24 protein-coding genes are annotated in these 21293 nt (G+C 71.0%); 14 read left to right on the plus strand and 10 right to left on the minus strand.

All coding sequences use genetic code 11. The annotated features are described in order from the left end of the window. Positions 1 to 975 (plus strand): hypothetical protein, encoded by a 975-nt coding sequence (locus tag AB0383_RS31735; protein ID WP_366189303.1) that lies wholly within the window; start codon positions 1 to 3, stop codon positions 973 to 975. A 470-nt stretch (positions 976 to 1445) separates the two neighbouring features. On the opposite strand, the gene AB0383_RS31740 is transcribed toward AB0383_RS31735, so the two are convergent. Then, on the minus strand, positions 1446 to 2900 hold the full coding sequence (locus AB0383_RS31740) for a PLP-dependent aminotransferase family protein (RefSeq protein ID WP_364171649.1): 1455 nt from the start codon (positions 2898 to 2900) through the stop codon (positions 1446 to 1448). A gap of 61 nt (positions 2901 to 2961) precedes the next feature. Between AB0383_RS31740 and AB0383_RS31745 the strand changes: the two genes are divergently transcribed. Continuing rightward, positions 2962 to 3603, plus strand: a complete 642-nt coding sequence (locus AB0383_RS31745) for a hypothetical protein (RefSeq protein WP_364171650.1) — start codon at positions 2962 to 2964, stop codon at positions 3601 to 3603. Here AB0383_RS31745 and AB0383_RS31750 read toward each other — a convergent pair. Together AB0383_RS31750 and AB0383_RS31755 are read right to left on the minus strand one after the other, a co-directional pair. Next, complete coding sequence (locus AB0383_RS31750) at positions 3600 to 4142, minus strand: Clp protease N-terminal domain-containing protein (protein WP_364171652.1); 543 nt, start codon at positions 4140 to 4142, stop codon at positions 3600 to 3602. The two genes, AB0383_RS31745 and AB0383_RS31750, sit on opposite strands and share 4 nt — an antisense overlap. Further along, the gene (locus AB0383_RS31755; protein ID WP_004559389.1) at positions 4142 to 4351 is read right to left on the minus strand and encodes a sigma factor-like helix-turn-helix DNA-binding protein; all 210 of its coding nucleotides are present in this window, start codon (positions 4349 to 4351) and stop codon (positions 4142 to 4144) included. The genes AB0383_RS31750 and AB0383_RS31755 overlap by 1 nt, the downstream gene beginning before the upstream one ends. An 86-nt stretch (positions 4352 to 4437) precedes the next feature. Between AB0383_RS31755 and AB0383_RS31760 the strand changes: the two genes are divergently transcribed. After that, complete coding sequence (locus AB0383_RS31760) at positions 4438 to 5211, plus strand: hypothetical protein (protein WP_364171654.1); 774 nt, start codon at positions 4438 to 4440, stop codon at positions 5209 to 5211. A gap of 60 nt (positions 5212 to 5271) precedes the next feature. Continuing rightward, positions 5272 to 5949 carry a DUF998 domain-containing protein gene (locus AB0383_RS31765; RefSeq protein ID WP_364171656.1) on the plus strand — a complete coding sequence of 226 codons (678 nt, stop codon included), beginning with the start codon at positions 5272 to 5274 and terminating at the stop codon, positions 5947 to 5949. A 1-nt stretch (position 5950) separates the two neighbouring features. On the opposite strand, the gene AB0383_RS31770 is transcribed toward AB0383_RS31765, so the two are convergent. Next, positions 5951 to 6979, minus strand: a complete 1029-nt coding sequence (locus tag AB0383_RS31770) for a D-cysteine desulfhydrase family protein (RefSeq protein ID WP_364171658.1) — start codon at positions 6977 to 6979, stop codon at positions 5951 to 5953. Between the two features lie 146 nt (positions 6980 to 7125). Here AB0383_RS31770 and AB0383_RS31775 point away from each other — a divergent pair, with 146 nt between their 5' ends. From AB0383_RS31775 to AB0383_RS31785, 3 genes are read left to right on the plus strand one after another with little or no spacing between them, the layout of a single operon-like run. Continuing rightward, on the plus strand, positions 7126 to 8514 hold the full coding sequence (locus tag AB0383_RS31775; RefSeq protein ID WP_364171660.1) for an amidase: 1389 nt from the start codon (positions 7126 to 7128) through the stop codon (positions 8512 to 8514). Beyond that, complete coding sequence (locus tag AB0383_RS31780; protein ID WP_364171662.1) at positions 8481 to 9053, plus strand: TetR family transcriptional regulator; 573 nt, start codon at positions 8481 to 8483, stop codon at positions 9051 to 9053. Before AB0383_RS31775 ends, AB0383_RS31780 begins: the two co-directional genes overlap by 34 nt. A gap of 1 nt (position 9054) precedes the next feature. After that, complete coding sequence (locus tag AB0383_RS31785; protein WP_364171664.1) at positions 9055 to 9900, plus strand: oxygenase MpaB family protein; 846 nt, start codon at positions 9055 to 9057, stop codon at positions 9898 to 9900. A 1-nt stretch (position 9901) separates the two neighbouring features. Here the strand turns inward: AB0383_RS31785 and AB0383_RS31790 are convergent, their stop codons facing one another. After that, on the minus strand, positions 9902 to 10441 hold the full coding sequence (locus AB0383_RS31790; protein ID WP_364171666.1) for a CGNR zinc finger domain-containing protein: 540 nt from the start codon (positions 10439 to 10441) through the stop codon (positions 9902 to 9904). Positions 10442 to 10496: 55 nt separating this feature from the next. On the opposite strand from AB0383_RS31790, the gene AB0383_RS31795 reads away from it, so the two are divergent. Continuing rightward, positions 10497 to 11351 (plus strand): alpha/beta hydrolase, encoded by an 855-nt coding sequence (locus AB0383_RS31795; RefSeq protein WP_364171668.1) that lies wholly within the window; start codon positions 10497 to 10499, stop codon positions 11349 to 11351. Here the strand turns inward: AB0383_RS31795 and AB0383_RS31800 are convergent. Then, the gene (locus AB0383_RS31800; RefSeq protein ID WP_364171670.1) at positions 11348 to 12205 is read right to left on the minus strand and encodes an LLM class flavin-dependent oxidoreductase; all 858 of its coding nucleotides are present in this window, start codon (positions 12203 to 12205) and stop codon (positions 11348 to 11350) included. The two genes, AB0383_RS31795 and AB0383_RS31800, sit on opposite strands and share 4 nt — an antisense overlap. A gap of 12 nt (positions 12206 to 12217) precedes the next feature. Then, positions 12218 to 13237, minus strand: coding sequence for an aldo/keto reductase (locus AB0383_RS31805; RefSeq protein WP_364171672.1), 1020 nt, complete (start codon positions 13235 to 13237; stop codon positions 12218 to 12220). Positions 13238 to 13434: 197 nt separating this feature from the next. Here AB0383_RS31805 and AB0383_RS31810 point away from each other — a divergent pair, with 197 nt between their 5' ends. The 4 genes from AB0383_RS31810 to AB0383_RS31825 are packed head-to-tail and all read left to right on the plus strand — an operon-like array spanning position 13435 to position 16934. Beyond that, positions 13435 to 14850 (plus strand): hypothetical protein, encoded by a 1416-nt coding sequence (locus AB0383_RS31810; protein ID WP_366189304.1) that lies wholly within the window; start codon positions 13435 to 13437, stop codon positions 14848 to 14850. Further along, positions 14847 to 15248 (plus strand): FixH family protein, encoded by a 402-nt coding sequence (locus tag AB0383_RS31815; RefSeq protein WP_364171675.1) that lies wholly within the window; start codon positions 14847 to 14849, stop codon positions 15246 to 15248. Before AB0383_RS31810 ends, AB0383_RS31815 begins: the two co-directional genes overlap by 4 nt. 14 nt (positions 15249 to 15262) lie before the next feature. Continuing rightward, positions 15263 to 16393: a hypothetical protein gene (locus AB0383_RS31820; RefSeq protein WP_364171677.1), complete on the plus strand. Its 1131-nt coding sequence runs from the start codon at positions 15263 to 15265 to the stop codon at positions 16391 to 16393. Further along, complete coding sequence (locus tag AB0383_RS31825) at positions 16386 to 16934, plus strand: hypothetical protein (protein ID WP_364171679.1); 549 nt, start codon at positions 16386 to 16388, stop codon at positions 16932 to 16934. Before AB0383_RS31820 ends, AB0383_RS31825 begins: the two co-directional genes overlap by 8 nt. Positions 16935 to 17101: 167 nt before the next feature. On the opposite strand, the gene AB0383_RS31830 is transcribed toward AB0383_RS31825, so the two are convergent. Further along, the gene (locus tag AB0383_RS31830; RefSeq protein ID WP_364171681.1) at positions 17102 to 17362 is read right to left on the minus strand and encodes a DUF397 domain-containing protein; all 261 of its coding nucleotides are present in this window, start codon (positions 17360 to 17362) and stop codon (positions 17102 to 17104) included. 523 nt (positions 17363 to 17885) lie between these two features. Between AB0383_RS31830 and AB0383_RS31835 the strand changes: the two genes are divergently transcribed. Beyond that, positions 17886 to 18140, plus strand: a complete 255-nt coding sequence (locus AB0383_RS31835; protein WP_285970871.1) for a hypothetical protein — start codon at positions 17886 to 17888, stop codon at positions 18138 to 18140. 62 nt (positions 18141 to 18202) lie between these two features. On the opposite strand, the gene AB0383_RS31840 is transcribed toward AB0383_RS31835, so the two are convergent. Then, positions 18203 to 19051 carry an SAM-dependent methyltransferase gene (locus AB0383_RS31840; protein ID WP_364171683.1) on the minus strand — a complete coding sequence of 283 codons (849 nt, stop codon included), beginning with the start codon at positions 19049 to 19051 and terminating at the stop codon, positions 18203 to 18205. A 170-nt stretch (positions 19052 to 19221) separates the two neighbouring features. On the opposite strand from AB0383_RS31840, the gene AB0383_RS31845 reads away from it, so the two are divergent. After that, positions 19222 to 20376, plus strand: a complete 1155-nt coding sequence (locus tag AB0383_RS31845; RefSeq protein ID WP_366189305.1) for a glycosyltransferase — start codon at positions 19222 to 19224, stop codon at positions 20374 to 20376. On the opposite strand, the gene AB0383_RS31850 is transcribed toward AB0383_RS31845, so the two are convergent. Further along, positions 20333 to 21190: a helix-turn-helix transcriptional regulator gene (locus AB0383_RS31850; RefSeq protein WP_366189306.1), complete on the minus strand. Its 858-nt coding sequence runs from the start codon at positions 21188 to 21190 to the stop codon at positions 20333 to 20335. The two genes, AB0383_RS31845 and AB0383_RS31850, sit on opposite strands and share 44 nt — an antisense overlap. Positions 21191 to 21293: the final 103 nt, after the last annotated feature.

Genomic DNA, 21293 nt, shown 5'->3' on the forward strand with positions numbered 1-21293 from the left:
ATGAGCGCTCTCGACGCGAGCGGGTCAGACCACACCGCTACACCCGCCAACTCCGGCAGCAGCACCGACTCCGCTGCCACGACCGGCACGAGCCAGGGCGGCACCGACGCCGGCTCCGCCGAGGTCGTGCCCGATGGGTCAGGCGGGGCGAAGCAGCACGGCACCGGCGGCTGCGACGAGACCCACCACAGCGCGACCGACCAGTCCACCACCGACACCACGGCCACCAGCCCCAGCACGGCCACCAGCCCCAGCACTGCCACGGATCCCAGCGCCGACACCGAAGCACCTCTGCGCGCCACGCCGTCGCAGGAACAGGGTGGGCTGCTGGGCGGATTGCTCGACGGTGCGCTCGGTCTGGTCGACAACACGGTGCACTCGATCACCGGCGTGGTCGGAACCGTGGACGACGTCGGGGAGACCGTGTTGCCGCCGGTCACGACGGTGCCGGGTGGGGATGACGCGCCGCCGTTGATCCCGATCGGGGATGTGCTCGGGCCGGTGTTCTCGGGTGGGACGGTGAGTGGCGGGGTCACGGCGACCGTGCCCGAGCTGACGGTCCAGCCCGGTGAAGTGGTGAGCGCCGTGGTTCCGGCGGTGGTGCCTCAGCCGGCGCCGGTGACCGTGCCCAAGACGGCCGCTCTGGTGCACTACCCGAGTGTCGTGCACCTGATTCCAGCGCAGCAGCGCAGCACCGGCGCGCAGCACGCGAACAACGAGAACTCCCACGTCGGCGTCACAGGTGGCGGCGGCAGTGGGGGCGGCGGTGGCCTGCCCGCGGCGCCCAGCGCGCCCGTCGCGCCGACCACCACCGCCAACCCGGGCCACGACGGCTCGGGCGGTGCGCGGCAGCCGTTCGCCGTCGTCGGGGACAGCGTGACCACCACGCAGCTCAAGCTGATCGGCGTCAGCCGCGACCACGAGGTCGACGGCGCGGGCAGGGACGCAGCCCTGCCCACCACCTCCCCGGACTGACCGGCACCCGGTCCACCGGGGAGAGCCACGTCCAAACCAAGATCAACTTCTTGGAGCGCGCGCCCGTTCGCTGCGCCTGGCTCACCCTTTCGCACCAATCATTCGACAAGGGGCGATCCATGCGTACGACCAGCCTTCCCGACCGGCCGACCGCGCCCGGCCGAATCGGGTCCTGGTCCCGGCGCCGCGCTGCCCCCGCGGCGCCGGGACCCACAACGGGCGTGCTCCGGAGGTTCCCGCTCACCGCGCCGAGCGGGAACCTGCGCCAACCGAAGCCCGCCTGAGCCGTCGGCGCTTCCCGGCACGTCGAGGGGCTGTGCCGGGAAGCCGCCGCGGTGCCCGCTCTGAACGGAGCGGGTGACGAACAGCCGGTGCGCCGGATGCGACCACCACCATCCCTGGAGTGGTTGGAACATCCGGTGGACCGGCTGTTTATCGTTTGTGGTCCTGTTTCGAGGGAAACCCGAACCTCAGGTCACCGGCACGTTCGCCGCCGGCACGTCCGCGTAGCCGCGCACCGACTCGACGGCCAGGCTCAGCCGCCGCACGGCCTCCAACAGCTGATCGGGTGGCAGGCCGAACGGCAGGCGCAGCCAGCGTTCGAGGCCACCGTGTACGCCGAAACGCGAGGCGGGCGCCAGTTGCACGCCGTGGTTCGCCGCGGAGACGGCGAGGCGCGTGCTCATCGGTTCGGGCAGGCGGCACCACAGCGAAAGGCCGCCGGGCGGGACCTCGAACGTCCACTCAGGACAGTAGGCGTGTACGGCGTCGATCAGGGAATCGCGCTGCAGCCGGAAATCCACGCGGCGCTGGGCCAAGGCCGCGTAACCTTCGGGCTCCAAAAGCGAAGCCAGCACCAGCTGGTCGAACACCGGCGCCCCCAGGTCCACGGCGAAGCGCGACGACAGCAGCCGGTCGAGCAGCTCGGCCGACGCGCGGATCCAGCCCAGCCGCAGCCCGCCCCACTGCGACTTCGCGGCCGAACCGACCGTCAGGGCCAAGTCGCCCGCGAACGCGGCCAGCGGCGGCGGCGCGTCGAGCGGATCGCCCTCGTAATCCAGCTCCACCAACGATTCGTCGACCACCACGGGCGTGCGCGAGCGCGCCAGCAGACCGCCGAGGCGTTCTCGGCCGGCCGCGTCGAGGCGCAGGCCCGTGGGGTTCTGAAAGTCGACCACGAGGTAGCCGAACCGCGGCGACGCCTGGCGCAGCGCGGCCTCGATGCCGGTGAGGTCCCAGCCGCGCACGGGGTCGAGTGCCACCGGCACCGGCAACGCGTGGGCGGCGCGCACGGCGTCGATCGCGTTGGGATACGTCGGCTGCTCCACCAGCACGCGGTCGCCGGGGCCGGCCAGCATGCGCAGGCACAGCACGAAAGCCGAGTACGCGCCGGCCGTCAGCATCACCTGGTCGGGAGACGTCGGCAGGCCACGCGCGGTGTAGCGCTCGGCGATCCGCTCGCGCAGCAGCGGCAGCCCGCCGGTGAGGTAGCCGTTGCCGCTCAGGTGCTCCACGAGGTCGAGCCGCGCGGCGTCGACGGCGTTGATCAGGCCGGGCAACGCGGGTGGCGCAGCGCGCGCGAGGTCGATCAGACCGTCGCGTTCGTGCTGGGCCGGCGCCGCCGAACGGTGGCCGGCACCCGAGATCCACGAACCGGCGCCGCGGCGGCTCGCCACGACACCGATGGAACGCAGCCGGTCCAGCGCCGCGCCGATGAGCGTGCGGCTGACGCCGAGGGCGTCGGCGAGCTCGCGTTCCGCGGGCAGCCGAGTGCCGAGGGGGAGCTGGCCGTCGAGCACCTGAAGCTCGACGGCCGCGGCCAGATCCGCCGCGCCCTGCCGAGAGCCGCGCCGACGCCACTCCCCCAGCAACACGGCCAATCGGGTGCCAGAGACGCGGCTACCCAGCGGAAGATGCGAAGTCATAAGACCAATTATCCGACATTGGCCATGGATTACCAGTCCACTTGTCACCGATAGTGGAGAAGTGGCAGTTCTCGACCTCAGTCCCCTCAGCGTCCGCCGGGCACCCGTCCGCCGTGGTGCCCAGCTCCTGGCCGGGCTCGCGCTCTACGGCGCCAGCATGGCCATGCTCACCCGCGCCCACCTCGGCCTCGACCCGTGGGACGTGCTCCACGAGGGCATCACCAAGCTCACCGGATTGAGCTTCGGCACGGTCACGGCCATCGCGTCGGTGTTCGTGCTGCTCCTGTGGATCCCGCTACGCCAGCGGCCCGGCATCGGCACCGTGGCCAACGTCGTGGTGATCTCCGTGACCGTCGACGCCGTGCGCGCGGTGCTGCCCGACCAGCACGCGCTCGCGCTCCAGATCCTGCTGCTCGTCGGCGGCGGGGTGCTCAACGCCGTGGCCACCGCCGTGTACGTCGGGACCCGCCTCGGCCCGGGGCCGCGCGACGGGCTGATGACCGGCCTCACCGCGCGCACCGGCTGGTCGGTTCGGCTGGTGCGCACCGGGATCGAGGTGACCGTGCTCGCCGTCGGCTGGCTGCTCGGTGGCACCTTCGGGGTCGGAACCGTGCTCTACGCCGTCACGATCGGACCGCTCACGCAGGCCCTGTTGCCGCTGGTCACGTGGCGGACCGGGCGCCGCGAAGAGCAGCAGCACTAGCCGGCCTCCCGCTGCGCCACCACGCGGCGCACCGACACGTAGTCGACGCCGTGGGCGGCCAGCAGGTCGGGCACCGGGCCCTTCTGCTGCACGAGCGCGAGCAACAGGTGCTCCTGGCCGAGGTGTTTGTCTCCCAGCTTCACGGCTTCGCACAGGCTGAGCTCCATCGTGCGCTTCGCGTCGGCGGCGAACGGGATGTGGCCGCGTTTGGCGCGTCTGCCACCACCGGCGAGCGCGCCCGGGCCGTGGGTCTCCTCGACGCGCTCGACGATCTGCTCCACGTCGATGCCGAATTCGGTGAGCGCGGCCACGTCGGCGTCGCTGATCCCGCCGCGCCGGCGGATGCGGTCGAGCTCCGCGAGCACGTCCTCGCGCGACACGCCGAGCTCTTCCAGCAGCCGCAGGCCGGCGCCGTTCTCGGTGCGCGCGAGCCCGGCCAGCACGTCGGTGAGCTCGATCTGCCGTGCACCGGCTTCGCGCGCCACGATCTGGGCCTCGACCACGGCCAGCCGCGCGTCGAGCGTGAACCGTTCGAACATCAGTGCCTCCCGTACTTCTTGTGGACGGCCTGCCGGCTGACCCCCAGCTCGGCGGCGATCTCCTGCCAGGACCAGCCGTGCACGCGGGCGCTGCGCACCTGCACGGCTTCGAGTTGTTCCAGGAGCCGACGAAGCGCCGCGACCGCGCGAAGCCCCACCCGGGGATCACGGTCGCCCGCCCTCGCGGCCAGGTCTGTTGCTTCAGTCATGCTGTCAATCTAGGTTGACAGCGTCGCGATTGTCAACTGAAGTTGACAGGCCGGTCGTGGTCAGGCGTTCGGGTTAGCATCGGGTGATGCCCGAGATCGCGATCGCGGAGCGCGCGGGAGTAGGCGCGGACGGCCTGCCTCGCGCGAGCGAAGACCACGTCGTGGTGCTGGACAACGCCGTGCTGCTGCTGGACGGCGCCACGTCACCGAGCCCGGACCTGCCGCCCGGCGGCTGGTACGCGAACCTGCTGGTGCGCCGGCTGGCGGACGAGCTGAGAGAAAGTCCCAAGGAGGACCTCGCCGTCGCGCTGGCGTCGTCCATCGCCGGTGTCGCGGCGGAGCACGGGCTGGAGCCCGGGCACTCGCCGTCGAGCACCGTGTCGATCCTGCGCTGGGACGCGGCCGAGGTCGAATCCCTTGTGCTGGCGGACAGTCCGGTTGTCGCGTTCGGACAGTTCGGGGTGGACGTCGTGGCCGACGACCGGCTGGTCTCCCTGCGCGACGGCGGCCTGCTCCAGACCGGCGCCGACGTCCGCCGCCGGCGCAACGCCGAGGGCGGCTTCTGGGTCGCCGAAGCCGATCCCGCCGCGGCGTCGAAGGCCGTGCGGCGCTCGTGGCCCCGCCCTGAGGTCGACGCCGTGCTGCTCGCCACCGACGGCGTGTCCACCGGGGTCGACGACTACGGGCTCTTCGGCTGGCCCGACGTCCTGCGGCTGGCTCGCGCGAGCGGTCCGAACGCGGTGCTGGATGTCGTGCGAACTGCGGAAACGCAGGATCCCGACGGTTCGCGCTGGCCGCGCGCGAAGCGCCACGACGACCAGGCGCTGGTTCTCGCGGAATTCACCAGCGCGGTCGAATAGGGGTCGAATTCAGGGTGATCCCGGATCACGGATCGCGCCAACCCCGCGACGCTGGGGACCATGGGGATTTCACGGGGGTTGCGGATCTGGCGGACGGGCGCGCTGGTGGCGATCGGGTGGGGGCTGTTCACGATCACCCTGATGCACGTGATCAGCTCGCACGACCCGATCCACGACACGTTGTCCAGCTACACCACCACCGACCCCGGCCTGCTGAGCGCGAGCGTGCTGGCGCTCGCCGTCGGTTCACTGGCCGTGCTCGGCTGCCTGGCCGCCGGTGGCGTGCCGCTGCCGCGGACCACGCGGGTGCTGATTTCGTTGTGGGCCTTGGGTTTGGCAACGGCCGCGGTGTTTCCGGCGAGCTACCCGCCGCACCCGGATCTGGCGAGCGGCGAGATCCACCTGTACTCGTGTGTGGTGGCGTTCGCGAGCCTGCCGGCCGCGGCGCTGACATTGCTGGAACCGTTGCGCGGCACGGCCGAACGCGCACTCTTGGCGCGGTGGCTGCGGTTCGGAGTGGCCGTTTTGGTGGTGTTCGGCGTGAGTTTCCTGTTCGCGCGCCTCGACGAGGCCGGGCTGGGAGTCCACACCGTCACCGAACTGCTACCGGTCGGGGCCACGCAACGGTTGATGCTCGTCGCCGACGTCGTGCTGCTGCTGGGCTTGATCCGCGTGGCGGTTCGGGTCGACGCCACCCGCGCGGCGGCCGAGCTGCAACCGGCCACCGCACGGGACTGACTCACTCCTGCATCGCGGCGACGAACTCCGGCGCATAGCCGTACAGCCCGGGCAGGCCACCGGTGTGCACGAACACCACCGTCTCCTCCGGGTCGAACCGGCCGTCGGCCGCCCATTCGACGAGCGCGGCGGCGGCCTTGCCGGAGTAGACCGGGTCCAGCACTACGCCTTCGGTGCGGCCGAACAGCCGCAGCGCGCCCCACGTCGAGGGCGCCGGGATGCCGTAGCCCTCGCCCATGGTGGAGTCGCTCATGCGCACGTGGTCGAGCGACGGCGTGTCGACGCCGAGCAGCTGCGCGGCCGAGGTGACGAGGTGCGTGAGGTTGTCGGTGGCCTCGTCGAGCGGGTGGCTCACGCACGCGAAATCGGCGCCGAGGTTGCCGAGCAGCGCCGTGCCGAGGGCGAGGCCGGCGGACGTGCCGCCGCTCGCGTGGGGCGCGACGATGCGCGCGGTGTCGAGGCCGAGCGCCGAGAGCTGCTGCGCGAGCTCGTGGGACGCGGCGACGTAGCCGAGAGTGCCGAGCGCGTCGGACCCGCCGACGGGGACGGTGAAGACCTTGCGGCCCTCATAGTCGGCCGACGCGAGCAGCTCTTCGTACGTGCGCTCGGCTTCTTCGGCCGTGGCGCAGATGTGCACGCGGGCGCCGAAGAGCAGGTCGAGCGGGATGTTGCCGGAGTGCTCGTAGGCCTCGCCCTCGCGCGGCACCTTCGCCGTGAGCACGAGCTCGCAGCGCAGCCCGAGCCGCGCACACGCGGCCGCGGTCTGGCGTCCGTGGTTGGTCTGCAGAGCGCCGAAGGTGATCACCGTGTCGGCGCCGGCCGCAAGCGCCGCACCGAGGTGGAAGTCGAGTTTGCGCAGCTTGTTGCCCCCGACGCCGAGTGGGTGCACGTCATCGCGCTTGAGCATCAGCCGCGGCAGCCCGAGCGCCTCGCCCAGCCGCGGCGCCGCGAGCAGCGGCGTCGGTCCGCTGCCGAGCCCCGCCCGCGGGAACGCGTCGAAAACGGGAAACCGGTCGAAGTCGAACGTCATCGATCCTCCGTGGTGCTGGGGCGGGCTGGTGCCGGGATTGGGCACAATCGTCGGCCTCGGGCAGGGCGGCTGTCGAACCAGGGAGCCGGAATCACAGTCCGGTGGTAACGTTCGTTCGAACGAACGAGAACCTCGGGGGTGGCCCGATGACCGTCAGGGCTTCTGAGATCAGCGCAGTCGCGTTCACGACCGTCTCCGAGCAGGTGGCGGCGCTTGAAGCAGGCGAAACGACGTCCGTGGCGCTCACGGCCGCGGCCCTGGCAGAGGCGCACGCGAGCCAACCTGTACTGAACGCCTTCCGCCGGATCCGGGACGAAGCAGCCCTCGTCGAGGCCGAAGAAGCCGATCGACGACGGGCGCGAGGTGACCGGACGCCGTTGCTGGGCGTGCCCGTCGCGGTCAAGGACGACGTGGACCTCGCGGGCCTGCCGACGGCGTTCGGCTGCGCGGGCGACTTCCCCGCCGCGACGCAGGACGCGCCGGCCGTCGGGCTGCTCAAGCGGGCCGGCGCCGTGATCATCGGCAAGACGAACACGCCTGAGCTGGGGCAATGGCCGTTCACGGAAGGGCAGGCGTTCGGGGTCACGCGCAACCCCTGGCACCCCGACCACACGCCCGGCGGGTCCTCCGGCGGCTCGGCGGCCGCGGTGGCCGGCGGCGTGGTCGCGGCGGCGCTCGGCTCGGACGGCGCCGGATCGGTGCGCATCCCGGCGGCGTGGACGGGGCTCGTCGGCATCAAGACGCAGCGCGGACGCGTGCCGCTGGGCGGAGAGTTGTTCCACGGCCTCACCGTGCTCGGGCCGCTCGCCCGGACCGTCGCCGACGCGGCGACCCTGCTCGATGTCACCACGGGCTCCGACAGCACCTTCCGCAGTGCGGCCCGCCGGGAACCCGGCCGGCTGCGCATCGGGCTGTCGACGAGGATTCCTTTCACCGCAACGAAAACCACCCTCGACCCGGTGGTCGAAGCGGCCGTGCGCAACACCGCAGAGGCACTCGCGGACCTGGGCCACGAGATCGTCGAGATCGACCCCGGCTACGGGCTCATCGGGCTCACCTTCCTGCCGCGCTCGCTCACCGGCGTGCGCGACTGGGCCGCTCGCGTGCCCGAGAAGGCCAAGCTCGACCCGCGCACTCGCGGCAATGCGCAGCAGGGCACCGTCCTCGCCGGTGTGTTGAAACTCGCCCGCGCGCTCGAACCCGCGCTGCAGCGCCGCATCGGGTCGGTGTTCGGACGCGTCGACGTGCTGCTCACCCCGACCACCGCGACGCCGCCGCCGAAGACCGGCGCGTTCGACGGTCTCACCGGCTGGCGCACCGACCAGACGATGATCGCCGCATGCCCCTACGCTTGGCCGTGGAACGTGCTGGGCTGGCCGGGGATCAACGTCCCGGCCGGGCAGACGGCGGACGGGCTCCCCCTCGGCGCCCAGCTGCTGGGTCCCTCGCACGCCGAGGAGCGGCTGATCTCCGTTGCCGCGCAACTGGAAGAGGTCCAACGGTGGCACCTGCGCCGGCCCGCAAGGGTGTGGTGAACACCCGCGACGCGATCCTGCGGGCGACGCTCGAGGTCGTCGGCGAGCAAGGCGTCGGCGGGCTCACCAACCGGCGCATCGTGGCCGCCGCGGCCGTCTCGCTCGGCACGCTGACCTACCACTTCCCCAGCCAGACGGAGCTCCTGCGCGAGGCGATGCTGCTGTTCGCCGAGGAGGAAACGGCGAAACTCGCCGCGATCGCCGACGCGCACCGAGCCGACGGCCTCAGCCTCGAGCAGGCCGCTGCCGTGGTGGAGCACGTGATCGAGCAGTTGCCGTTCGGCACCGACGACCTCGCGCCTCACGAGCTGTATCTCCAAGCCGCGCGCGACCCCGGGCTGCGCGAAGCGTCCGCGCGCTGCTTCGCCGCGTACGACGATCTGGCCACGACGATCTTGCGTGCGCTCGGCGTGGCCGATCCCGCGCGGGTGGCCGGTCCCGTCGTCGCGCTCATCGCCGGGCTGCAGCTGCGCCGGCTGTCGACGGGCACCGACGTGCCGGCCGCCGAGCCGCTGATGATGCTGCTGCGCGGAGCCTGACGTGGGGCCGCCGGTCGTGCGGGGCACCGCCGCCTGGCGGTACTTCGGCGACTTCCGCGACTTGCTGCTGGCGGGGCAGGTGCTGGTGCTGCAGGTGGCGCACCCCGTGGTCGCGGCCGGGGTGCGGGACCACTCGAACTACACCGAGGACCCGTGGACGCGGTTGATGCGCACCGGGGCTTCGCTGTCGATCTACGTGTACGGCGGTGCTTCGGGCGCACGGTTCGAGGCTTCGCGGTTGCGGGAGCTGCATCGGACGTTCACCGGGGTGGCCGATGGGCGGCGGTACAGCGGTCTCGACCCTGGCGCGTATGCGTGGGTGCATGCGACGTTGGTGAAGGTTCCGGTTGATGTGCAACGGTTTTTCGGTCGTCCGTTGAGTTGTGCCGAGCTTGACGAGTACTACGCGCAGATGTGCGACATCGGCCGGGTCCTCGGGGTGCGGCAGCGGGATCTGCCGGCGGACTGGGCCGCGTTCGAGCGGTACTACGACGAGATGGTCGCGTCGTTCCGGCCGAACGAGACGATGACGACGTTGTTCGAGACCATCCGCACCGTGCCGAAACCCGTGCGGTGGCTGCCGGATCGGTGGTGGCCTCGGATGCGGAACGCGCAGGCCGCGGGGCAGCTTTTCTTGATCCGGGCGACGTTGCCGTCGGCTTTGCGGGAGCAGCTTGGTCTACAGTGGACGGATGCTGACGAGCGCCGGTTCAGGCGGTTCTGTGGTGTGGTTCGCGTTGTCGGTGTTGTGGTGCCGCCGTCGTTACGGACGGCGCACATGCGGTGGATCGGCAAGCTGAACGTGTGGCTCCGTGCCCACCCGTGGGCGTACCGGCTGATCTCGTGAGTCAGCCGCGGGTGCGGGCGTAGTGGGCCCGGGCCTTGGCGCGGTTGCCGCAGCGGGACATCGAGCACCATTGGCGGGTGCGGCGGGGTGATGCGTCCGCGAAGCGGAGACCGCAGTCGTCGGCCGCACAGACGCGGACGTCCACCGGGCTGGTCACCAGTTCGATCACGTCGGCGGCGATCAGCGCGAAGGCGGCGGCGACCGGGTTACCGGGGATGGGTGCCGCTTTGTGCAGCTCACCGCCCGACAACCGCAGGCGCGCGTTGGGCAGCGGCTCCTCGACGGCTTTGTTGACGAGCTCGACGTCCTCCTGTGCCGGCGGGGTGGTGACCAGCCGGTTCACGGCCTCCCTGAGCCATTTCGCCGTTTCGAGGTCTTCCTCCGTGACGGGCACCCGGCCCTCGGTGAGACCCGCGAGCGAGAGCCACTCGGCGAGCGCTTCGGGCGACGTCAGCTGCTCGAACCCCTCGGCCTGGTAGCGATTGCGCAGCGTGTTGACGAGGTCGAGACTCGGCCGGCCGCCGTCGAAGACCCACTCCATGGGGTGGATTCTAACCCTTGCCACCGGTTAGCCGCCTCCGGTAGCGTCTAACCTCATGATCCGGTTAGAATCTTCGATGGCCCAGGTCGGCGACCTCCGGATGCACTACCTGCGCGGCGGCGACGGTCCGCCTGTCTTCCTGCTGCACGGCTGGCCACAGACGTCGCACTGCTGGCACCGCGTCGCGGGCCCGCTCGCCGAAACCCACACCGTGATCGCGCCCGACCTGCGCGGCTACGGCCGCACCGACAAACCGCGCGGCGGCTACGACAAGCGCACGATGGCCGCCGACCTCGCTCAGCTCGCCGAGCAGCTCGGTTTCGACCGGCTGGCCGTGGTCGGCCACGACCGCGGCGGCCGCGTCGGGCACCGCTGGGCGCTGGACCGGCCCGAGCAGGTCGAGCGCCTGGCCGTGCTCGACATCGCGCCCACACGCGAGATGTGGAAGCGGCTCGACTCCGACGTCGCGAAGGGCTACTGGCACTGGCTGTTCCACCTGCAGCCCGACCTGCCTGAACTGCTGGCGGGCAGCAACATCGCCGCGTACCTCGGCTACTTCTTCGAACGCTGGACGTTCCAGCGCCAGGGCCTGCCCGCCGAGGACGTCGAGGAGTACGTGCGCGCATTCTCCGCCCCGGGCGCCCTGCGCGCCGGCTTCGACGACTACCGCGCCTCCTTCCCGGACGACGCCACCCTCGACGACGCCGACTACGCCGCGGGCAAGCGCCTCACCCAGCCCCTGCTCGCGATGTGGGGCCAGGCCGGCCTCCTCGGCAAACTCCCAACGCTCGACATCTGGCGCGACTACGCCGACAACGTCACCGGCGTCGGCCTCGACAACTGCGGCCACTTCCTGCCGGAGGAACAACCGGAGGTGGTGGTGTCACACCTGCGTGAGTTCTTGGGCTAGGCCTTGATCAGCTCGTCGACGACCCAGTGCGCGACGCCCTCAGGGAACGGCGACGGCAGCCCGAGAACCACGTGTTCGAAGCCGGCGTCGACGGCCTCGGCGATGGCTTTGCGTGTGAGGCCGGAGTCCTCGTAGGACGCCTGCAGGTGGATCGAGCGCGTGATCTCCGCCGGGTCGCGGCCGAGCTCCATGCAGTAGCGGTCGAGGAGGGTGCTGCGGCTCACGGCGTCTTCGAGGTCGCCACCTGGGATGTTCCAGATGTCGGCGTGGGCGGCGGCCACGCGCAGGGTCGCGGCCGCGCGGCCGCCGATGACGATCGGGGGGTGGGGGCGCTGTACTGGCTTCGGGTTGCCGAACGCGCCGTTGAGCTGGACGGTGTCGCCGACGAAGTCGAAGGGCGTGTCGTCCGTCCACAAGCGACGGATGACCGTGCAGGCTTCGGCGAGGGCCTGGACCGCGTACGTGGTTTCGTGGAACGGCAGGCCGTGGGCTTCGTACTCGCGCCTGGCCAGCGGATGGCTCGGGCGGGAGCCGACGCCGATGCCGAAGTCCAGGCGGCCGGCCGAAACCACGTCGACGGTCGTGGCGATCTTGGCGAGCACGGCGGGCGGGCGGAAGCGGTTGCTGGTGACCATGAGGCCGAGGCGCAGGCGCGAAGTTTGCGCGGCGAGCGCTGAAAGCAGGGTCCAGCCTTCGAAAATCGGGCCGTCGGGGTCGCCGGCGATGGGCAGGAGGTGGTCGAAGAGCCAGGCGTGCTCGATCTCCGGCAGCGCGTCGGCTTCGCGCCAGACGCGCACGAGGTCGTCGTAGCCCACCTGCATCGGGGCGGTCATGATGCCGAACCGAGGTGGCATGGGAGGTTCCTTTCAGCGGCGACGCAATGAGGGATCGAGCAGAGCGGGTGGGGTGTCGAACTTTTCGTGCGCGGCCAGGTCCACGCCGGGCGCGACGATCTCGTCGATCGCGTCCAGCACGTCGGCGGAGAGCGCGGTGTCGGCGGCCGCGAGGTGCGAACGCAGGTGCTCCAGCGTGCGCGGGCCGATGATCGCGCTGGTCACGGCCGGGTGCGCGGTCACGAAGCCGAGCGCGAGCTGGATCAGCGTGAGGCCGGCGTCGGTGGCGACTTTCGCCAGTCGCTCCACGGCGTCGAGCCGAGCCTGGTTGGCGGGCAGCGTCAAGTCGAACCGCTGAGGCAGAACCTGCGAGCGGCTCGTGGTGATCTCGCGCCCCTCGCGAACGGCGCCCGACAGCCAGCCGGACGCGAGCGGGCTCCACGCCAGCACGCCGAGGCCGTACTCCGCGGTCATCGGCAGCACGTCGGCCTCGATGCCACGTTGCAGGATCGAGTAGCTGGGCTGCTCGGTGACGTAGCGGCTCAGGTGATGCTCACGCGCGGCCCACTGCGCCTGCACGATCTTGTACGCGGGGAAGGTCGACGAGCCGAAGTAGCGGATCTTCCCCGCGCGCTGCAGGTCGGTGAGCGCGGAAAGCGTCTCCTCGTCGCTGGTCGCGGGATCCCAGCGGTGGATCTGGTAGAGGTCGACGTGGTCGACGCCGAGCCGGCGCAGGCTGTTGTCGAGCTCCGTGACGAGCCAGCGGCGCGAGCCGCCGCGGTGGTTGCGCTCGTCGCCCATCGGCATGGCGGCCTTCGTGGCCAGCACGAGGTCGTCGCGGCGGCCGGCGATGGCCTTGCCGACCATCACCTCCGACTCGCCGGCGCCGTACATGTCGGCCGTGTCGACGACGTTGATGCCGCCTTCGAGCGCCGCGTCGACGATGGCCGTTGCGTCGTCCTGCGTGGTGCGGCCGATCGCACCGAAGTTCATGGCGCCGAGCGCGAGCGCGCTGACCTGCACACCGGTGCGGCCCAAGGTGCGGTACTGCATGGGATGGTCCTCCGAGAAACAAGCGGAACGTTGCTCCGTTAACCATACGGAGCATCGTTCCACTTTTCAAGGATGCAGTTCAAGGACGCCGTGCAAGGAGACCGGCACCTCAGGGTCGGCATCCCCCGAACCGGGGATGGATCTTCCCCCGCTTCCGTGACGATTCGGCCGCCGTGACCTCGCTACCTTTTCCCTCGATGGGGACCACGAAGAGAACGGCGCTGCTGATGGTGCTGTGCGCGCTGGGCATCGCGCTCGGCGGCGGCACGGCGCACGCCGACGGGGCGCCGGTCGGAGCCGACATCCAGGTGGCGCAAACGCTCGGTGCCCGCGAGCTGACCGTGATCATCCGGCGGATCGACGTGACACCGGGCGACCTGCACGTCGACATCGCCACACACGCGGGCACCGCACCCGGGACGCTGCGCCTGGCAGCGGCCGCCGACGGCGTCGTGTTCTCCCGCGGCGACGTCGTACTCGGCGCGACACCCGGGCTCTACCCGGGCACGGTCGGCGTCGACCACGCCGGACCGTGGGAACTGCGGCTGGCCGACGGGACGACCACCGCGACCATTCCGTTCGTCGTCCCGGCGCGCGTGGTGCCGCCGTGGGAGAAGGCAGCGTACGGCGGTTTCGTTGCGGCAGGGGCGTTTCTGCTCATCGCCTTGGTCGTGGCGGTGCGGTCACGCAGAACCGCCTACGCCCTGCTGCCGGCGGGCGGGATGGTCGCGGCACTGGCGGTCGCGGTCACCGGCGCGCTGCTGTCCACCAGCACTCCCCCTCCGCCCGCGCCCGGCGTGCAGCTCGACGCGACCGTCGACAACGTCACCGATCCATACGCGCTGTCGCGCCTGCCCGGCACAGACTACTCGCGGCCGCCGGTGAACCTGAGCGTTGGCACGCAAGGAAAGTCTCTCGCTCTCGACTTCACCGACGGCTCCACCGGCCGGCCCGCGGACGACCTCGTGATCCACGACGACGCGCTGGTGCACCTCATCGTCGTCTCACCTTCGGGCCGGTTGTGGCACCTGCACCCCGTGCGGGTGGCGCCCGGCGAATACCGCGTCGACTTCACCCCGCCGGAACCCGGGACCTACGCGGTCGCCGCGGAACTCGAACGGCGGGGCGGCGGAGTTCAGCTGGCAAGGTCCACCGTGGACTTCGAGGGCGTCACCGGCAGCTCCGCCGAAGTCCCCACAGGGCCGGGAAAACGCGTCGTCGATGGAGTGCCGATCGACGTGACCACCACGACGGTGCAAGCCGGCACGTCGGTCACCGTGACCGCACACTTCCCCACCGGCGATCTCCAGCCGTGGCTGGGCATGCTGGGCCACCTGATCGTCGTCGGGCCGCTGCCCTCGGAAAACGACCTCGGCGCCGTGGCCGCCACCGCACCGACGTGGGCCCACGCGCACGCGATGCCGCCGTACGTACCGGGCCTCACGGGCGTGCCGGACGAGACCGTCGCCGCGTATGGGCCCAACGTGCCTTTCACGTTCACCTTCCCCGCGCCCGGCCGCTACCGGCTGTGGCTGCAGGCCGAACGCGGCTGGTCCGTGCTGACCGTGCCGGTGGTGCTCGACGTGCCGGCTGTTCCTGGAGGGGGCCAATGAAAACGAAACCTCCGGTGACGCTGATCGGCGTCGTCGTGGTGGTGGCCGCGGTCATCGCGGGCTGGCTGCTGTTCGGCGGTGGGTCGAGCGGTCCCACCGTGCTGAAGTCGACGACCGGTCCGTACACCGTGCAGCTGTCCGCGGACGCGCCACGCGTCGGTGGCAACACGTTCGCGTTCGCGGTGACCGGTCCCGCCGTCGACGGCGTGACGGTGGAGCCGGTGATGCCGCAGATGGGCCACGCCATCACGCCCGTGCCGGCGACCGCCGACGGCCCGGGGCACTTCCGCGCCGCCGACGTCGGCCTGCCGATGGCGGGCCAGTGGGAGATCACGGTTTCCCTGCGTGGGCCGGCGGGCACCGGTCAAGTCGTGTTTCCCGTGTTGGTCAACCAGTAAGGAGGGGGCTGGGGATGGATCTCACCGCGTCGGGGGCCCGGGTGGTCACCGCGACGAGAAGGCCGGGGCTGGCGCCCGCGTGCACGGTGCTCGCGGGTTCGGTGATCTCGATGGTCGGGCTCACCTGGGACGTGCAGTGGCACGACGACGTCGGCCCGGACACGTTCTTCACGCTGCCGCACCTGTTCCTGTACTCGGGCAGCGCGATCGTCGGGCTCGCGAGCCTGGCCGTGGTGCTGCTGACCACGGCCGCGCAACGCGCCGGGCGGCCGGTGGACCCGCGCATCGGCGGGCGCGCGATCGGCGTGTTCGGCCGGACGTTCGCGGCGCCGGCGGGCTACCTCGTGTCCGGCGTCGGCGCCGCGTTGTTCCTGCTCTACGGGCTGTGGGACCAGTGGTGGCACGGACTGTACGGCTTCGACGCCGTGATCGACTCGCCGCCGCACATCGGGCTGCTGCTCTCGGTGACGCTGTCGATCATCGGCACCACGATGGTCTTCGCGGCCGCGCGGGAGCACCGCTGGGGGCGGATCGGGGTGTTCGGCTCGCTGGCCGTGCTGATCGCGTTCAGCGCGGTGACGGCGCTGGGCCTGCAGCAGGTGGACCTCGACCCGGTGGAGGCGACGTCGGTGGGGTCGGCGCTGTTGTCCGTGCTGCTCGTCTTCGCCGGCGCCGGGTTCCTGCGCCGGCCGGCTGGCGCCGTGGCGACAGCGGCGATCCTGGCCGTGATCCAGGCCGTCTTCTGGTGGTTCTCGCCGTGGGCCGCGCGCTCGTACGCCGATCTCGTCGGGCTACCGGTGCGCGACTACGTGAGCGGCGTGCCCGACATGCCCGCACTGATGCCGATGGCGCTCCTGCCGGTGGCCGCGTTGGTCGAGGCCTACCTGCTCCTCGCGCGACGACGAGGCTGGCAGCTGGGCCGCGTGCCCGCGCTCGCGGGCGGGCTGGCCGGGCTGCTGGTCGGCGCGACCCTGCTGGTGCAGCGCGGCTTGGTCTACTCCGGTCACGTCGGTGACCTCACGGCGGTTCTCGCGACCGGCCTCGCCGCCGGCGTGCTGGGTTTGGCGGGCGGCTTCGCGGGCTGGCGCTTCGGCGGCATGCTCCGCCTGCTCGCCCCGGCTTCGGAGGTGCAGACCCATGCGTAAGACACTGCTGGCACTGGGCGCGGTCATCGGCCTGCTGCTCGCCACCGCGCTGCCGGCCAACGCGTACGAGCCGGTGAACATCGTCCACACCGAACGCGTGCAGGCCGGGCCCTACGGCCTCACCGTCGGCTTTTCGACGTGGCCCCTGCGGGCCATGCAGTCACTCGACTTCACCTTCATCCCCGACGGCGGGATCGGCACCAAAACGGGCACGCTCGCCATGCACAACCCGTCGGTCGCCGCGTTCCAACGGCCGCAGCCGCTGGCGCGCCACCCGCGGAAGCGCGAGGCCTGGGGTCTGGACATCCGCGCCCTGCCGACGGAAGGCACGTGGGCGTTCCACTTCACGATCAACGGCCCCCAGGGCCAGGGCACGGGCGAGCTGAAGAGCCTGCCGGTGCTGGCACAGCCGGGACCGCCGATGGGGCTGAGCTGGGCGATCAGCAGCCTGCCGTTGGTCGGCCTGGTGGTGCTCGTGGTCATCGCCTGGCGCCGCACGCGAGGCCGGCTGCGCGGCGGCGGGGTTCCGGCCGCCGCTTGATGCGGTTCCGGCCGGGGGTACCGATGAGGTGCTCCCGGCCGGTTGATCACCAGCCCTCTCCCGCTGACCACCCTGGGTCAGCGCAACTCACTCGTTCGAGTGACAGTTGGTGAACCATTCACGTCAAGGCCCGTATGCGGACTCTTGCGCAAATCGCGAACCGCGCGTCAAGCGCCGGGCGGCAGGTCGAACTGCCCGGCCTTCACCGCCACCAGGAACGCCTCCCACTCGCCCCGGTCGAACACGAAGACCGGACTGGACGCGAGCTTCGTGTCGCGGACGCCGACGAGGTCGGAACGGCCCAGGTTGACCTCGACGCAGCTGCCGCCGTTGGGCTCACTGGCGAACGACTTCTCCCAGGCAGCGTCCTCGAACAGCCCCTCGGCCTTGCCCGGGTCGTAATCCTGGAGCGACGGATAATCCGTCATGGGTCGTACCTCCGAGCCTCCTGCAGGGCGTGCGGTCGCCACGCACGTCCCCGGCTTCTTTCTGTCACTACGGAGCAAACCGCAGGGCCAAGCGGGTGATCAACTCGACCCGATCTCGACATGAAGATTATTCCAGGAGTAGGATTAATCGCATCGATCGGGGCGTCGGTGGTGGGTGAATGGCTTGCTGCATTCGGCCCAGCCCGCCAACGGAGCCCACGAACCGTCGCCGACCTCGGGGGGAGGGACCGCGTGATCATCCAGGACAGCATGACGGCGAACGTGCTCATGACGGGCAGGCTCGCTCCCGGCAGGGCCGGCGAATCCCGCCGTGTCGTGCACGTGTTCGAGGTGGACACAGCCGGTTCTTCCACTGTGGTGCTCGCGCGCTGCGGGGAATCACTTCCCCGGACGCACGTCGAGTGGCTGGCGCCGGGTGTGGGCATGCCGTGCGAAAGCTGCCTCGGTCTCGCCGGAGCGGATCTGCCCCGGTCACCGCTATCGGAACTAGGGGTGTGATCTCATGGCCGTCCGGCTCACCACGCTCTTCCGCCGTGAGGATGAACACACCCACGGCCGGCGTGGGATCAACCACGAGCTGCGGAGCCGCTTCGGCTTCAGCCTGATCCAGGCACCGCTGCGCAGCCCGGTCACCTGGGACACCGATCTCGACGTGCCCGCCCCACGCCAGCCGGACCTGGTCCGCGCCACGAGGCCGCTGGAGGCGCGCGTCGACCTCGCACCACTCGTCCACGGACTGGGCCCGTCCCGCGCGTAGGCGCGACACAGACCACCGAACCAGCGCGCCCCGGGTCACCCTCCCGGGGCGCGCTTTCGTCGTTACGGCTTCCGTCCCACGGCGCAGATGCCGCCGCTGAACGACGGGTCGGCAGCCATGCGGTCGCTGTTGCGCGACTCGCCTTCCTCCGGCCGCCACTCCGAAACCCAGACCACCCCGGGGTCCACGAGCTCCAGACCGTCGAAGAACTCCGCGAACTCCGCGCGCGAGCGGAAGTGGATCGGGGTGCTGGACTGCTTGTACTGCTCGTGGATCGACTCGCGGCTGTCGCCGTCGGACTCCGGCACGCCGTCGAGCGTGATGTGCGAGGCCATGAAGAACGAGCCGGAAGGCACGAGCGAGAGGTACTTGCGCACCATCTCGTGCGCCCCCTCCTCGCGGCCGATGAAGTACAGGACGCCGGACATGATCAACCCGATCGGGCGCTTCGGGTCCAGCACGCCGGTGTCGAGCGCACGCGGCCAGATGTCCCCCGGGTGGCGCAGGTCGCCCTGCAGCACCGCGTGCCGGTCGGCGACGCCCTCGCGCTCCAGCAGGATCTGCGAGTGGGCGACGGCCACGGGCTCGTTGTCCACGTACACGCACCGCGCGTCGGGGTTCACCGACGTGGCGATCTGGTGAACGTTGCCCGCCGTGGGCACACCGGAGCCGAGGTCGAGGTACTGGTCGATGCCGTTGCGCGCCATGTAGCGCACGGTGCGGCCGAGCAGCTCGCGCCCGGACTTCGCGATCGTCTTGATCATTGGAAAGGTCTGGACCGCGCGTTCGCCGAACTCGCGGTCGATGGCCCAGTTGGCCGTGCCGCCGAGGAACCAGTCGTAGATACGGGCCGCGTTGGGCCGATCGAGGTCGATGCCCTCAGGGGCTTCGGGATCCGGTACCTGTGTCATCAGCTGTCCCTTTCCGACCCGCGGTGTGCTGGTGCGGACCAGTCTGCCGATCTCCCGGCGCGTCCCGCAGCCGACCCCCGATCAGGTGACACCCGATCGGGGCTTGTGATGACGAGAACCCAGGAAAAACGACGAGACCGGCCCCGTCGTCAACCACTATTTTGCCGGGAATGCGCTTCCTCTTCACCTTCGTCGGCGGCCGCGGCCACTTCGATCCGACGGCGCCCGTCGCGCGGGCCGCCGCGGCGCGCGGGCACACCGTCGCCGTGGCGGGGGCGGGCAGCCACGTTCCGGCGATCGAGCGCGCAGGGTTCACGACGCTGGCCACGAGCGCCCCCAGGGCCGACGTGGCGCCGGTGCGCGAGCCACTGCCGCCCGTCGACCCGGCGCGCGACGATTGGGAGATCCGGGAGCTCTTCGCCCGCCGTGCCGGCCGTGAGCGCGCCGCCGCGTTGCTGGACATCATCCGCGACTGGCGGCCCGACGTCGTGATCCGCGACGAGGTCGATTTCGGCGCCGCGATCGCCGCCGAACGGCTGGGTGTGCCATGCGTGAACGTCCTCGTGCTGGCCGCGGGAACGTTGCTGCGCAAGGACCTCGTGGCCGAACCATTGCACGAGATCCGCGCCGCGCACGGCCTGCCGGCGGACCCGGAGCTGACGATGCTGGAGGGGCAGCTCGTACTGTCGCCGTTCCCGCCGTCGGTTCGCGACCCGGCCTCGCCGTTACCGCCCGGCGCGTTCTCCTTCCGCCAGGGCGACCCGATCCCGCCGCGGCCACCGCACGAGCCGCCCGGCGTGTACTTCACGCTCGGCACGGACTTCAACACCGCGTCCGGCGACCTCTTCGAACGCGTGCTGGCGGGGCTCGCGCGGCTGACCGCGAACGTGACCACCACCGTCGGCACCCAGCTCGACCCGGCCGTCTTCGGGCCGCAACCCGCGCACGTGCGTGTCGAACGCTTCGTGCCCCAAGCCGAGCTGCTGCCGTCGATCGACCTCGTGGTGTCCCACGGCGGGTCCGGCAGCCTGCTGGGCGCGCTGGCCCACGGCCTGCCGTCGCTCGTGTTCGCCATGGGCGCCGACCAGCCCGGCAACGCCCGCCAGGCCAACCGGCTCGGCACCGGCGTCGCGCTGGACCCGGAAACCGCGACACTGGACGAAATCCACGAAACGGCCGTGCGGCTGCTCACCGAACCGCGGTGGCGCGAGACGGCTCAGCGCGTGCAGGAGGAGATCAACGGCCAGCCCGGCGCGGCAGAAACCGTGCCATTGCTGGAAATCACTGCGACATCTGCGCCCGGTAGCCCTCGGCGAGCTCCTTGAGGAACTGCCGCGTCTCGGCGCGCTCCAGCGCCGCACCGCGCAGCCGGTCCCACGAGTCGACGAAGATGTTGAAGTCCTTGACGTCGTCGAGGTAGAGCCCGCCCGCGGAGTGTTCGATGTAGACGAAGTCCCGTGTGCGGTCGGGGAAGCGCATGATCGTGAAGTCGTTGGGCACCGCGGCGAGCTTCGCGCCGAAGGGCAGCACGTGCACGTACACGCGGGGGTAGCGGTCGAGCGCCAGCATGTGCTCGACCTGGTCCAGCATCACGGCCGGGGCGGACCCGCCGGGAGCGCGGCGCAGCGCACCCTCGCTCACGATGAACCGGTAGTACGGCGGCTGCTGCTGGTCGAACACGGTCTTGCGGTCGAGCCGGTTGCGCACCAGTGACGTGACGTCGGTCGCACCCGCCTCCGTGAACTGCTTGAGCATGTAGTGCTCGGACTGCAGCGGGCCCGGGATGCGCTCACCGTGCCAGGTGAGGATCTCCGCGGCGGCCGGCTCGAGGTCGGTGAAGGTGCGGAACCAGTGCGGCACCACCGAGCGGTAGCCCGACCAGTGGCCGCGCTGCCCGGCGGCGGCGCGGGCCAGGTTCATCAGGGTGTCGGCTTCTTCGCCGTTGATCCCGAACGCGTTCAGCATCGATCGCACATCTCCGAGCTTGACCCCCACTGCTCCGGACTCGATCTTGTTGACCTTGCCCTGGGTGCAGCCGAGAACTTCGGCGACCTGCTGCTGTGTCATCCGCGCGGCGTTTCGAGCATGCCGGAGCTCGTTTCCGAGCTGCTTCCGGCGCGAGGTGACGGTGCTCGCCATCAGCCTTGCTCTCCCGGACCACTAACCGCCGTAGCGGTCTCTCGACCACTGCCGACGCGCGAACGTTCGAACCACCCAGGTTAGTACCTTTACCCAACGGGGT

Origin of the sequence: Amycolatopsis sp. NPDC051373 (assembly GCF_040689465.1) — a bacterium.
Taxonomy (GTDB): Bacteria; Actinomycetota; Actinomycetes; order Mycobacteriales; family Pseudonocardiaceae; genus Amycolatopsis.

Excerpts from the sequence above, each read along its gene's own strand:
- AB0383_RS31845 (WP_366189305.1), top strand. The coding sequence starts at position 19,222 with ATGCGCTTCCTCTTCACCTTCGTCGGCGGCCGCGGCCACTTCGATCCG.
- AB0383_RS31835 (WP_285970871.1), top strand. The coding sequence starts at position 17,886 with ATGGCCGTCCGGCTCACCACGCTCTTCCGCCGTGAGGATGAACACACC.
- AB0383_RS31765 (WP_364171656.1), top strand. The coding sequence starts at position 5,272 with ATGGGGATTTCACGGGGGTTGCGGATCTGGCGGACGGGCGCGCTGGTG.
- AB0383_RS31760 (WP_364171654.1), top strand. The coding sequence starts at position 4,438 with ATGCCCGAGATCGCGATCGCGGAGCGCGCGGGAGTAGGCGCGGACGGC.
- AB0383_RS31800 (WP_364171670.1), bottom strand. The coding sequence starts at position 12,205 with ATGCCACCTCGGTTCGGCATCATGACCGCCCCGATGCAGGTGGGCTAC.
- AB0383_RS31825 (WP_364171679.1), top strand. The coding sequence starts at position 16,386 with ATGCGTAAGACACTGCTGGCACTGGGCGCGGTCATCGGCCTGCTGCTC.
- AB0383_RS31840 (WP_364171683.1), bottom strand. The coding sequence starts at position 19,051 with ATGACACAGGTACCGGATCCCGAAGCCCCTGAGGGCATCGACCTCGAT.
- AB0383_RS31755 (WP_004559389.1), bottom strand. The coding sequence starts at position 4,351 with ATGACTGAAGCAACAGACCTGGCCGCGAGGGCGGGCGACCGTGATCCC.
- AB0383_RS31735 (WP_366189303.1), top strand. The coding sequence starts at position 1 with ATGAGCGCTCTCGACGCGAGCGGGTCAGACCACACCGCTACACCCGCC.
- AB0383_RS31795 (WP_364171668.1), top strand. The coding sequence starts at position 10,497 with ATGATCCGGTTAGAATCTTCGATGGCCCAGGTCGGCGACCTCCGGATG.
- AB0383_RS31820 (WP_364171677.1), top strand. The coding sequence starts at position 15,263 with ATGGATCTCACCGCGTCGGGGGCCCGGGTGGTCACCGCGACGAGAAGG.
- AB0383_RS31815 (WP_364171675.1), top strand. The coding sequence starts at position 14,847 with ATGAAAACGAAACCTCCGGTGACGCTGATCGGCGTCGTCGTGGTGGTG.
- AB0383_RS31770 (WP_364171658.1), bottom strand. The coding sequence starts at position 6,979 with ATGACGTTCGACTTCGACCGGTTTCCCGTTTTCGACGCGTTCCCGCGG.
- AB0383_RS31830 (WP_364171681.1), bottom strand. The coding sequence starts at position 17,362 with ATGACGGATTATCCGTCGCTCCAGGATTACGACCCGGGCAAGGCCGAG.
- AB0383_RS31750 (WP_364171652.1), bottom strand. The coding sequence starts at position 4,142 with ATGTTCGAACGGTTCACGCTCGACGCGCGGCTGGCCGTGGTCGAGGCC.
- AB0383_RS31775 (WP_364171660.1), top strand. The coding sequence starts at position 7,126 with ATGACCGTCAGGGCTTCTGAGATCAGCGCAGTCGCGTTCACGACCGTC.
- AB0383_RS31805 (WP_364171672.1), bottom strand. The coding sequence starts at position 13,237 with ATGCAGTACCGCACCTTGGGCCGCACCGGTGTGCAGGTCAGCGCGCTC.
- AB0383_RS31850 (WP_366189306.1), bottom strand. The coding sequence starts at position 21,190 with ATGGCGAGCACCGTCACCTCGCGCCGGAAGCAGCTCGGAAACGAGCTC.
- AB0383_RS31740 (WP_364171649.1), bottom strand. The coding sequence starts at position 2,900 with ATGACTTCGCATCTTCCGCTGGGTAGCCGCGTCTCTGGCACCCGATTG.
- AB0383_RS31810 (WP_366189304.1), top strand. The coding sequence starts at position 13,435 with ATGGGGACCACGAAGAGAACGGCGCTGCTGATGGTGCTGTGCGCGCTG.
- AB0383_RS31790 (WP_364171666.1), bottom strand. The coding sequence starts at position 10,441 with ATGGAGTGGGTCTTCGACGGCGGCCGGCCGAGTCTCGACCTCGTCAAC.